9 protein-coding genes are annotated in these 12,191 nt (G+C 65.1%); 1 reads left to right on the top strand and 8 read right to left on the bottom strand.

The annotated features are described in order from the left end of the window. Window positions 1–24: 24 nt before the first annotated feature. On the bottom strand, window positions 25–963 hold the full coding sequence (locus P9217_RS05665) for a sugar ABC transporter substrate-binding protein (protein WP_067327770.1): 939 nt from the start codon (window positions 961–963) through the stop codon (window positions 25–27). Window positions 964–1,076: 113 nt separating this feature from the next. After that, a complete protein-coding gene (locus P9217_RS05660; protein ID WP_278086951.1) occupies window positions 1,077–2,063 on the bottom strand; it encodes an ABC transporter permease in 987 nt (328 codons plus the stop codon). Window positions 2,064–2,302: 239 nt separating this feature from the next. Between P9217_RS05660 and P9217_RS05655 the strand changes: the two genes are divergently transcribed. Next, complete coding sequence (locus P9217_RS05655) at window positions 2,303–3,265, top strand: sugar-binding transcriptional regulator (RefSeq protein WP_127246468.1); 963 nt, start codon at window positions 2,303–2,305, stop codon at window positions 3,263–3,265. Here P9217_RS05655 and P9217_RS05650 read toward each other — a convergent pair. From P9217_RS05650 to P9217_RS05625, 6 genes are all read right to left on the bottom strand, one after another. Beyond that, on the bottom strand, window positions 3,255–4,754 hold the full coding sequence (locus P9217_RS05650) for an FGGY family carbohydrate kinase (protein ID WP_127325177.1): 1,500 nt from the start codon (window positions 4,752–4,754) through the stop codon (window positions 3,255–3,257). The two genes, P9217_RS05655 and P9217_RS05650, sit on opposite strands and share 11 nt — an antisense overlap. A 121-nt stretch (window positions 4,755–4,875) precedes the next feature. Continuing rightward, entirely contained in the window at window positions 4,876–6,198 is a 1,323-nt protein-coding gene (locus P9217_RS05645; RefSeq protein ID WP_278086454.1) for a homoserine dehydrogenase, read from the bottom strand. 321 nt (window positions 6,199–6,519) lie between these two features. Next, a complete protein-coding gene (locus tag P9217_RS05640) occupies window positions 6,520–8,541 on the bottom strand; it encodes an ABC transporter ATP-binding protein (RefSeq protein WP_278086455.1) in 2,022 nt (673 codons plus the stop codon). Then, window positions 8,534–9,418: an ABC transporter permease gene (locus P9217_RS05635; RefSeq protein ID WP_278086456.1), complete on the bottom strand. Its 885-nt coding sequence runs from the start codon at window positions 9,416–9,418 to the stop codon at window positions 8,534–8,536. The genes P9217_RS05640 and P9217_RS05635 overlap by 8 nt, the downstream gene beginning before the upstream one ends. Then, on the bottom strand, window positions 9,415–10,353 hold the full coding sequence (locus tag P9217_RS05630) for an ABC transporter permease (RefSeq protein ID WP_278057229.1): 939 nt from the start codon (window positions 10,351–10,353) through the stop codon (window positions 9,415–9,417). The genes P9217_RS05635 and P9217_RS05630 overlap by 4 nt, the downstream gene beginning before the upstream one ends. Before the next feature lie 85 nt (window positions 10,354–10,438). Continuing rightward, window positions 10,439–12,103, bottom strand: a complete 1,665-nt coding sequence (locus P9217_RS05625) for an ABC transporter substrate-binding protein (RefSeq protein WP_067327776.1) — start codon at window positions 12,101–12,103, stop codon at window positions 10,439–10,441. Window positions 12,104–12,191: the final 88 nt, after the last annotated feature.

Below are 12,191 nucleotides of genomic sequence, written 5' to 3'. Positions count from 1 at the left end.
GGCGCTCTCTCAACGGTTGCCGCCTTACGGATGCTTCTCGATGAATTGCGAGACATTGTCCTTGGTGGTCAGCGTCGCGTCCTGCAGTTGCTCGGCCGGCAGCTTTTCGCCCGCCACGATCTTGATCGCCGAGTCGACGGCTAGCCGGCCCATGCCCTGCGTCTGCTGGGTCGCGGTGACGTCAAACACGCCGTCCTTCAGCGCCTTGAGCGCCGCAACGTCGCCGTCGAAGCCGGCGATCCAGACCTTGTGGTCGGGGTTGGCGACCTTGACCGCCTGCGCGGCGCCCAGAGCCAGCGCGTCGGCCTGGCCGAAGATGATCGAGACATTCGGATGGGCCTGCAGCAGGTCCTGCGCCAGCTTGAAGCCTTCGTCCTGGTGCCACTGATCGCTCCAGAGCTCGCCGACCACCTTGATGTCCGGATACGCCTTGAGCGCCTCGCCGCAGCCCTTGGAGCGGTCGACTTCCGGCGTCGTGCCCTTCTGGCCATGGATGATCACCATCTCGCCCTTGCCGCCGGCCTGCTTGGCGATGTAGTCGCACACGCCCTTGGCCGAGTTGACGCTGTCGGTGGCGATGAAGGTGTCGCCGGGCGCGCCGTCGGCGTTGCGGTCGACATTGACCACCGGGATGCCGGCGGCCTTCGCGGTCTTGGTCGGCACCGTCGCGGCGGTGGCGCCGGCCGGGATATAGATCAGCGCGTCGATGTTCTGGGTGACGAGGTCCTGCACCTGGCTGACCTGCGTGGCCGAATCGCCCTTGGCGTCGACGGTGATGACCTCGATGCCCTTCTCCTTGGCATAGGCTTCGACCGACTGCTTGATCTGGTTGAAGAAGTCCGCCTGCAGATTGGCGACGGCGAGGCCGAGCTTCTTGGCGTCCTTGGCCGAGGCGGCATCGGACAGGCCGAGCAGCGGGACGATGGCCGCGGCCGCAAGCAGCAGTGAACGTTTGGTCAGCATGTTTTTCCTCCGTTGGTGTTCGATCTGTCCGCCTGCGCATCGCGGCGCCCTCGGCCGGACAGTCCCAGTCTCGGATCGACCGATCCGTTCCGCCCGGACATCCGGGCGAATTCCTATTGGCGGCGCCGCCGCCAGGTATCGGTGGCAACCGCCAGCGCGATCACCACGCCGATCACCACCTGCTGGATGAAGGGTGACACGCCGAGCAGGTTGAGGCCGTTGCGCAGCACGCCGATGATGAGAACGCCGATCGCCGTGCCGCCGATCGAGCCGATGCCGCCGGAAAGGCTGGCGCCGCCGATCACCACCGCGGCGATCGTGTCGAGCTCGTAGCCGACGCCCGAGCTCGGCTGCACGGAATCGAGCCGGGCCGCGAGCACGATGCCGGCCAGTCCCGCCAGCAGTGCGCAGATTGCGTAGACCCAGTTGGTCAGCGACTTCACCGGAATGCCGGAGAGGCGGGCAACCTCGGCGCTGCCGCCGATCGCGTAGAGGCTGCGGCCGGTGGCGCGGTAATTGAGGAAGATCGCGAAGACGATCGCCAGCACGATCATCAGCCCGACGGTGACCGACAGGAAGCCGAAGTGGCGCACGATCGAGAGGTTGGTGAACCAGTCGGGAAAGCCGACGATCTGCGAGCCGTCGGTGATCATGTTGGCGAGGCCGCGCGCCACCGACATCATGGCAAGCGTCGCGATGAAGGGCGGCAGTTTCGTCACCGTCACCAGCAGGCCCGACACCAGGCCGCAGAGAGCGGCGACGACGAGCGCCGCGGCGATGCCCGCCGGGATGCCGAGATTGAGATAGTCGGGATAGGCGACATAGCCCATCACCATCGAGGCCAGCGCCAGCACCGAGCCGACGGAAAGGTCGATGCCGCCGATCAGGATGACCAGCGTCATGCCGATCGCCATGATGCCGAGGACGGTCACCTGGTCGAGCACGTTGAGGATATTGCGTACCGTCAGGAAGGTGTCGGTGGTCAGCGCCAGCGCCAGGCACAGCAGCACCAGCCCGATCAGCGGTCCCATCGTTCCGGCAAACAACGCCGAAAGCTTCGCACCGGAAGCGGCCTGCGCGGCGCCGGTGCCAGCCTTCAACTCGCTCGTCTCGTTGCTCACGGCCACTTCGTCTCCTCCGTCAGCGGTTAGGCGTGCCTTGCCTTCCGCTCTTGTTCACCAGGCATCCTCCCTTGTGAACAATTTATCTTTGATCTGCAATTTTGTTCAGCTAAAACGTTCATCAGAAAATTGTCAAGTGCCGCGCAGCCATTCGGCGGCAGTTTGCGTGAACCGACAGTTTGCCATAGGGAAGTCGAGCGCATACGGAGGCATAAAGCATGGCGGTGATCGAGAACGACAGGGTCTCGCGTTTTCCGGATGCCGAGCTCAAGGCCCGAGCCGCCTGGCACTATTATGTCGAAGGGCTGACGCAGGAGCGGATCTCGGAGATCCTCGGCGTCGGCCGTATCAAGGTGCACCGGATTCTGTCGGCCGCGCGCGAGGAGGGCGTGGTCCAGTTCCGCATTCGCGACAGCGTCGTCGAATGCGTGCAGCTGGAGGAAAGCCTGAAGCAGCGCTTCGGCCTCAGCCAGGCGGTGGTCGTGCCGTCGGCCGCCGACCGGAGCAACGCGCCGCTGATGATCGGCCATGCCGCCGCCGCCTATCTCGCCGACAACGTCAATCCGGGCGACGTTATCGCACTGGGTTGGGGCAGGACGCTGAAATTCGCCATCAACGAATTGCCCAGGCGACCGATCGCCAGGACCACCGTGGTCTCGATGCTTGGCGGCCTCACCCATGCGCAGCCGCTCAATCCGACCGAGAGCGCCTGGGAATTCGCTGAGAAGATCGGCGCCGAATGCTATCTGCTGCCCGTGCCCGTCTATGCCGACAGGCCGGAGCAGCGCGATGCCTTCATGAGCCAGCGCAGCGTCCAGGATGTGGTCTTTAGGGCGCGGCGCGCCAACATCGCCGTGCTCAGCGTCGGCTCCTTTTCCAACGACAGCCCGATCGCCAATTACGGTTTCATCAAGCCCAGCGAATTGGAGGAATTGCAGGCGGCGGGCGCGGTCGGCGATATCCTCTGCCACTTCATCGATGCCGAGGGCCGCATCGTTGACCATGAGGTCAACCGCCGCGTCTGCGCCTACCCGCTGCAGGATCTCTCCGACATTCCGACCACCATCCTGGTGTCGGGCGGGCGGGAGAAGATCGCCGTCATGCGCGCCGCACTTGCGAATACGAAGGTCTCGGTGCTGATCACCGACGAAGACGCGGCCAAGGGGCTGCTTAGCCGGTAGTTCCGGTAATCGCGCCGAGCCGCGTGTGGATATCGCGTGTCGCGTGATAGAGATCACGATAGACTTCTTTGCGTGCGCGGTAGGTCGGAACAAGCGCCTCGACAGGATCGACCTGGCGTGCCGGCCGTGCCGCCATCGCCTTTGCCGCTTCTTCCGGTGACGCGAACCAGCCGATTGCCGAGGCCGCGAGCATGGCGGCTCCCAGCGCCGCTGCTTCGTTGACCGGCGAGACGAAGAGCGGGCGCTCGAGCACGCTCGCCATGATTTCCATCAGCAGTGCGCAATTGGTGCCGCCGCCGGCCGCGATCATCGCGTCGGCCTTGCCGGTCTGTTCCTCCATCGCCTCGGTGGCGATCGCCTGCTCCAGCGCTACGCCCTCCAGCACCGCGCGGAAGAGATGCCTTGGCTCGTGATCGAGCGACAGGCCGACGATGGCGCCGCGCGCCGAGCCGTCCCAGTAAGGGCTCATGACGCCGGCCCAATAGGGCATGACGAGCAATCCGTCGCTGCCTGGCGCGACATCCTTCGCAGCCTTCTCCAGCACCGCGGCCGAAGGCGCGCCGGTGGTGCGCACGATCCAGTCGACCAACTGCATGCCGGAACGCAGCACCGTCTCCAGCATGAAGCCGGAGCCGGTCGGCGAAACCAGCGTGCGGAATGCATCCGACGTCGTGACCGTGCCGGAATAATTTCCGCTGACGACGCCTGAGCCCAACGACAGATAGCTTTTGCCGGACCCGTAGACTCCCATGCCGAGGCCCATCGCCTGGCCGTCTCCGGCGCCCGCAATAACCGGCGTGCCGGCCTTCAGGCCGATCGCCGCCGCGATGCTTTCCGACAACGTGCCGCTGACCGCGCCAGGGGCTGCGAGCTCCGGCAGTTGCTCCGGCCGCAGTCCCGCCGCCTCGACCAGCCTCGGGTGCCAGACGCCATGCGCGATGTCCAGCAGGCCGAGCGGATCGGCGCTCGCCGTGCTGGTGACGAGTCGCCCGGTGAGCCGGTGGACCAAGAACGCGTGCACGTCGACCAGCGCGGCCGCTTCCGCCAGCGCCTGCGGCCGGTGCTCCATCAGCCAGGCCAAAGCGTAGAGCGCCGGCGTCGGGTCCGGCGGCTTGCCGCTCCAGTCGCGGATCGCCTCGCGGCCCAGTTCTTCCGAAAGCCGCGCCACCTGGCGGCGGGCGCGTTCGTCGAGCCACAATATGGCGGGGATGAGCGGCTTGCCGGCGTTGTCGATCAGCGTGAAGCTCTCGCGCTGGTGCGCGATTGAGATGGCTTTCACGCGTGAGGCATCGATCGCCTTGGCGACTTGCTGCAGCGCCGACAGCAGCGCCGCCCACCAATGCTCGGCGTCCTGCTCGAAATGGCCGGGCGCCGGATTGGAAAGCGGATAGGTCTCGCGTGCCTGGAAAAGCTCCGAGCCGTCGCGCGCGAAAGCAATCGCCTTCACGGCGGTCGTCGAGGCGTCGATCCCGATTACCACATCGTCCATCAGGCTGGGATCCGGAAGGTTAGAGCATGTCGCGCAAAAGTGTGCAGCGGTTTTGCGAAAACGACATGCATAAAAAAGGACCTAAAGCGCGTCGCCTAGATCCGATTCCGCGCGACGCGCTTTAGGCCGCGTTGGTTACGAACCGTCCGTCCGACTGGTCGAGACGACGGCGGATCTGGGTTATCACCATCGAATCGTCGGGTACACAGTTTTCATAGGTCAGGAAGTCGCCGGCCTTGACCGGCTTCACCACCTTGGCACGTTCAGCAAGCCCGAGCGGCAGCGCGCCCTTGGCTCGCGCGTCATCCCAAGTCATGGCGAAGCCGCGGTAGTCGTTCTCGCCGATCATGCCGAGCGACTGGCCGGTGCCGAGACTGGTCTTGGCCACCGCCACCGCCTCGGCCACCGGATGATCGAGCGGTTCCATGTCGGCGCGCTTGTAGACCACGGCGCGCGCCGCCGACAGCGGCACTTCCAGGCTGGTGAGGTGATAAGGGCGGAAGATCGTGAAATAGGGGCCCTTGCCGACCTTGAGGTCGATCATGCGCTCCAGCACGCGCGGATGCTTGGTTTCGATGATGCAGAACACGCCGGGCGCGACGCCCTTGCCGATCGAATAGTCGACAACGCCCTTGCGATGAAGCACGCCGCCATCCTCGCGCGGGCAGAGCACGCTAGCTAGTTCTTCTAGCGTCGCGGTAGGGCCGTGCATGCCCGGCACGTCGGGCACCAGTCCCGTCGCGTTGGCGATTGCCACCATCTCGATTGCCGTCTTCGAGCCGTCGACGAACTCGACCAGCATGCGCGCATTCATGTTGCGCTCGGCCGCCTCCTTCTCGTACTCGGCCGGCACGGCGTCGAACTTCAGCGGATTGTTCTTGCCCTTGCCGGCGGCAACGATATTGAAGCCGAGGCTTTTGGCGAAGCCGATGATCTCGAGCGTGCAGGCAGGCTCGTCGCCGGCCGCACCTGTGTAGACGACGCCGGCCTTGCGCGCCTCTTCCTTCAGGAACCGGCCGATGGTGATGTCGGCCTCGACATTGAGCATGACGATATGCTTGCCGTTCTTCATCACCTCGAGCGCGAACAGCGTGCCGATGTTGGGATTTCCCGTTGCGTCGATGATCACGTCGATGCGGCCGGCGGCGGCGAGCGCATGCAGGTCCTCGGTGACCGCGATCTTTCCGGCCTCGATGGCGCGATCGATGGCCGGGGCATTGGGCGCCTCTACGATATCGGAACGGTCATGGCCGGCAAGCAGCGCTGCATCGATCGCCGCCTGCGGCCTGACCTCCGAAATGGCGCCGATGCGCATGCCCGGCATAAGTGCGACCTGAACGACGATATCCGTTCCCATCTGTCCGGCGCCGGCGAGACCGATGGTGATCGGTCCTTGTTTCTCAGCGCGCTGCAGGAGTTCCGCTGCGAATTGCGGATGGGACATGTCGCTTCCTCCGGTCCTTGGCGCGCCGCCCGCGCCGCAATCACTCTTTGAACATTCCTATGACCGTTTGAAAAATATTTCAACCGACATTTCGGCGGTGTCTTAGGATTGAGCTCAAAACGAGACTGACGATGCGGGGCGGGGGAAGATCCGGCAGGATCGAGGCGCGAGGGAACCCCTATGCGGCGAAACGAGGTTTGCCGCCCGGCGGACGCCGTGGACGTCGCTGACGGAGGGCCGCGCCGGTGTCAGCGCGCTTGCCGCCCTGCGCCAGCCATCGGCGCAGCGAATCCAGCAGGCGTTGTCGTTTGCTGGCGGCGACTATGCCGGCTCCACGGCCTTCGGCTTCTGCAGCCTTGCCAACTCCGCGAAAGGAATATGGCAGCGGATTGTGTGCCCGGGCTCGGCCTCGCTTAGTTCCGGCTCCTGCGTCTCGCAGATCGCGCCGATCTTGCGCGGGCATCTCGTGTGGAAAACGCAACCCGTGGGTGGGTTGGCCGCGCTAGGGATTTCGCCGTCGAGGCGGATGCGCGAGCTTTCCGTCCGGTCGAGTTTCGGAACGGCCGACAACAGAGCTTCCGTGTAAGGGTGATGCGGGCCGGAAAACACCGCTTCCGACGGTCCGAACTCCATGATGCGGCCGAGATAGAGCACCGCGATCTTGTCGGACAGATAGCGCACCACGCCGAGGTCGTGCGAGATGAAAATGTAGCTCACATCCTGCTTCGACTGCAGGTCGGCCAAGAGGTTGAGGATCGCCGCCTGCACCGACACGTCGAGCGCCGAGGTCGGCTCGTCGCAGACGACGATGCGCGGATCGCCGGCGAAGGCGCGGGCGATCGCCACGCGCTGCTTCAGACCGCCCGAAAGCTGCCGCGGCTTGACGGCGAGATGCCGGTCGGTGAGCCGCACCGAGCGGACGAGCTCTTCGAGGCGCGCTTCCAGCGACTTGCCGGTGAGCCCGCCCAACCGCTTCAAAGCGCGGCTGAGGATATGCCGGATCGAATGCGAACGGTTGAGCGCCGAATCCGGATTCTGGAAGACGATCTGCACCGCCTTGACCTGGTCCTCCGAGCGGCTGGCAAGCCGCGGCGCCAACTGCTTGCCCTCCAGTTCGATGCTGCTGCCCTCGTCCGGCGGCACGAGGCCGAGCAGCAGCCTCGCGAAGGTGGTCTTGCCGCTGCCGGACTCGCCGACCAACCCGAGCGTCTCGCCGGGCCGGAGGCTGACTGAAACGTCCTTCACCGCCCTCAATGCACGACCATGGCTGGCATAGGTCTTGTTCAGCCCCTCGACCTGCAGCACGGGCGGTGCGTGCTTCGGCGCGACGGCGGCAATCTCGGCGGGTGTCGCGCGCGGCAGCGACTGCGCCTTGTCGTGATAGTGGCAGCGCGACAGCCGGCCGCCTCCAAGCTCATAGAGCGGCGGCGGCTCGGTGCGGCAGCGCTCGGTCGCCAGCGCGCAGCGGTCGGCGAAGGCACAGCCGACGATCGTGGCGCCGATGCCGGGCAGGAAGCCGGGGATCGTGTCGAGCCGGCCCTGGTCCTTGCGCTGGCCGCCGCGCGGCAGGCAGCGCAGCAAAGCGACCGTGTAGGGATGGCGCGGATCGTTGAAGACGTCCTTCGTCGAGCCTTCCTCGACCAGCATGCCGGCATAGAGCACGCCGACCCGGTCGCACATGTTGGAGACCACGGCGAGGTTGTGGCTGATGAACAGGATTGAGGCCGAAAGCTCGCGGCGCAGTTGCGCGATGAGGTCGAGCACTTCGGCTTCGACCGTCGCGTCGAGACCCGTCGTCGGCTCGTCGAGGATCAGCATCGAGGGGTCGTTGGCCAAGGCCATGGCGATCGCCACGCGCTGCTGCATGCCGCCGGAAAGCTGGTGAGGGTAGCGCTGCATGACACTGGCCGGATCCGAGATGCGCACAAGATTGAGCATCGCGATCGCCTTGTCGCTCGCCGCCTGTCCCGACATGCCGGCAAGCTCGAAGATCTCGGTGAGCTGGCGGCCGATGCGCAGTGATGGATTCAGCGCCTTGCCGGGATCCTGATAGACCATGGAGACACTTTCCGCGCGGGCGCGTCTGAGCGCCTCGGCATCGAGCTTCATCACATCCTGGCCGTCGAGCGCGATCGAGCCGCCGGTGATCGAGCCGTTGCGCGGCAGGTAGCGGACCACGGACAGCGCCGCGGTCGACTTTCCGCAGCCGGATTCGCCGACCAGCCCATAGGCCTCGCCGCGGCCGATCTTGAAGCTGACATTGCGCAGCACCGCCCGGTTGCGGCGCCCGACGCGATAGGCGACCGAGAGATCGTTGAGCTCGAGCGCGTCCCTGTCAGTCATTGAACGCTCCATGGACGCCGTCGGCCACCAGGTTGACCCCGATCACCAGCGAGGCGATCGCCAGCGCGTCGAACAGCACCGTCCACCAGAACCCGCCGCCGATCATGCCGTAATTGCTGGAGATCGAGAGTCCCCAGTCGGGCGAGGGCGGCTGGATGCCGAAGCCCATGAAGGAAAGCGTGGCGACGGCGAAGATCGCATAGCCCAGACGCACCGTCGTCTCGACCAGGATCGGCGGGATCACGTTGGGCAGGATCTCGACGAACATCGTGTGCAGCGCGCCTTCGTGGCGAAGTTTTGCCGCCGCGACATAATCGAGCTCGCGTTCGGCCAGCACCGCCGAGCGCACCGTGCGGGCGATGATCGGTGCGAAGCTCAAGCCGATGACGACGATCACGGTGATCTTGGAGGTGCCGAGCGCGACGATGGCGAGCAGTGCGATGATCACCACCGGGATCGCCATGAAGGCTTCGAGGATACGGCTGACGATATCGTCGACGATGCCGCGGAAATAGCCGATGACGAGCCCGAGCGCGGTGCCGGCAATGGTCGCCAGAATCGTGGCCAAAGGTGCCCCCGTCAGGATATCGCGCGAGCCGACGATGACCCGCGAGAAGACATCGCGGCCGATCTGGTCGGTGCCGAACCAGTGCTCGGCCGACGGTGGCGCCAGCGCGTTGATGATGTCGTCGGCAAGCGGATCGTAGGGGACGAAATGCTCGCCGAACAGCGCGCAGACGATCCAGAGCAGGACGATGCCGAGCCCGGTGAGGAAGGTTCCCGATCGCAAGAGCGAATGCAGCACCTCGCCCCAGGGGCTGCGCTGTGTCGCGGCGTCCGGCGTTGGCAGGTTAGCGGGTGTGTCTGTCGCGCTCATTGCTCCGCTCCCAGCCGGATGCGCGGATTGAGCACCGAATAGAGGAAATCGGCGATCAATGTGGCCACCGCATAGACGATGCCGATGGTGAGGATGCCGGCCTCGAGCATCGGAAAATCCTTGCCGCGCGCGGCGGTGAAGATCAGCGAGCCGATGCCTTGGTAGCGGAACAGCGTCTCGATCACGACAAGGCCGCCGATGAGGTAGCCGGTCTGGGTTGCGATGACGGTGATGGTCGGCAATAGCGCGTTGCGCAGCACATGCCGCCAGATCACCGTGCGCCACGGCAGACCTTTAAGCACCGCGGTGCGCGTATAGTCGGAATCGAGCGCCTCGATCATCCCCGACCGCGCCATGCGAGCGATATAGCCGAACAGCACCAGAAACAGCGGCAGCGACGGCAGGATGAGATAATAGAGCTGGGTGAAGACGCCGGCACCCTTCGGCCAGGCCGCCGCGATCGGCAGCCAGCGCAGCCAGACGCCGAAGATCAGGATCAGGATGATGCCGGTGACGAACTCGGGCAGCACCGTCACAGACAGTCCGCCGAGGCTGATGATGCGGTCGAGCGGCCGGTTGAGGTTGAGCGCAGCGATGACACCGCCGAGGATGCCGATCGGCACCACCAGCACGAAGGCGACGAGCGCCAGCTTCATCGAATTGCCCAAAGCGTCGATGACGAAGGGCGCCACCGGCGCGCGGAAAATGTAGGACGTGCCCATGTCGCCATGAAGGAAGTTCCAGATCCAGCTTCCGTACTGGACGAGCAGCGGCCGGTCGACGCCGAGCGAGTGATTGAGCGCGTCGACGGCGCGCTGGTCGGCAAACGGCCCCAATATCGCGCGCCCGACATTGCCGGGCAGCACCTGGCCGCCCAGGAACACCATGACGCTGAGCAGGAACAGCGTCACGAGCGACAGAGCCAGGCGCCGGATGAGGAAGCCGAGGATGGCGAATACTCCTATTGGAGCCGGCTCTCCGTCGAGAGCCGGATGTCAGGGATAAGCTTGCTCCCTCGCGTCAGGCTTTCGAAGCCTTTTCGAGGAACAGCTGTGACATGGCGGTGGGCTGTACGCCCGCCACGCCTTTCGCCGTCGCAGTCAGGTAGTCGTAGAAATAGCCGAAGATCACCGGCGTTTCCTCGAGCAGCAGCTTCTGGATCTTGCCGGCTGCAGCCTTCTGCGCCTCGAGGTCGAGGGCAGCGATATAGCTCGTCGCCAGCTGGTCATAGTCCTTGTTCTTGAAATGCGCGGCATTCCAGGTGCCTTCGCTCTTCAATGGCGCCGCGAGATAGACGTTCGGCACGCCGCGGTGGCCGTAGTCGGTGATGCCCATCACCGAATCCAGCCAGTTCGATTTGCCGAACACGGCATCGCCGTAATAGGCGCTCTGGTCGAGGATGTTGAGCTCGAGCTCGATACCGATCTCCTTGACCCAGTTCTGGATCAGCTGCGCGTATTCGGGGATTTCCAGATAGCGCTCGGTGGTCAGCGTTATTTTGAACCCCTTGCCGGCGCCGGCCGCTTCCATCAGCTGCTTGGCCTGCGCGATGTCCTGCTCGCGCTGCGGCACGGTGGTGTCCGTCGACGGATAGACCCCGGCGAACGGGCTGTCATTGCCCTCCTGGGCGCGGCCTTTCATCAGGCCGGCGACCAACTTCTTGCGATCGATGCTGAGCGCAATGGCGCGGCGTACCCGCGGGTCCTTCATCGGACCGTCGTCGCAGCGCAGATGCAGTTGCTGATGCGCCGACGATTTCAGGCTGATGACGTTCACGTTCGGATCGTTGAGGACGGCGACGCCCGCCAGCACCGGCATCTGATTGATGATGTCGATCTGGCCGCCCTGTAGCGCCAGGATCTGCGGCTGGATGTCTGTGAAGAAGGTGAATTCGGTGCGCTCCGGCAGGGCCTTTTCGCCCCAGTAGTTCTCATTGCGAACGAAGGAGGCGCCGACTTTGGGCGTGTACTTCTCCAGCTTGAACGGTCCGGTGCCGTCGAAGCTCTTTTCGTAATCGCCCTTGTAGCTCGCCGGGATGATGACGGCGTTGTAGTTGTCGGACGACAGCATGTAGGGGAAATTACCGTTCGGCGCGTCGAGATGGAATTCCACCGTGTAGTCGTCGACCTTCTTGCTGGCGCCCTTCGAGAGGATGCCGCTGAACACCGACAGCGCGTTGGAGGAGTTGGCGGGATCGGCAAGCCGGTCGATGCTGGCCACCACGTCCTCGGCCTTCATCTCGCCGCCTGAGTGGAACTTGACGCCCTTGCGCAGCGTGAAGGTCCACACCGAGCCATCGGTATTCGGCTTCCAGCTTTCGGCCAGTGCCGGCTTGAGCACCAGGTCGGGGCCGTCGACGCAGAGGAATTCGGCGACCTGCTGCATGACGAGCAGGCCGCCGGCGTCGGCGATGGTGACCGGGTCGATCGCGGCGGCCGGCACGCTGCTGCCGACGCGGATGGTGGCGCCCGGCGCGCCCTGGGCGCGGGCAAGCGAGGGCGCGCCGCCGAAGCCGGCGGCCATGCCGATGCGGCCGAGAAGCGGCAGCGACAGGCCGAGCAGGCTGCCGTGGCGCACGAAATCGCGGCGGCTGACGCGGCCGTCGATGAGGCCGTCGATGAGGTGATTTTCAAGCGGCGTGCGGTTGCGCCGGATGAGATCGAGGACGCGGTAGTTCTTGCTCATGGGTCTAAACCCTTTCCCCAGTTCTTGTGGTTGGCGAGTGCATTCCGGTTGACGACGTTCCGTGGAGTTCTCCGGTCCCGGCCATCGT

The organism is Mesorhizobium sp. WSM4989 (genome assembly GCF_029625795.1).
GTDB lineage: Bacteria > Pseudomonadota > Alphaproteobacteria > Rhizobiales > Rhizobiaceae > Mesorhizobium.
Note: the sequence above shows the minus strand (reverse complement) of the source record. Positions and strands in the feature narration are given on the sequence as shown.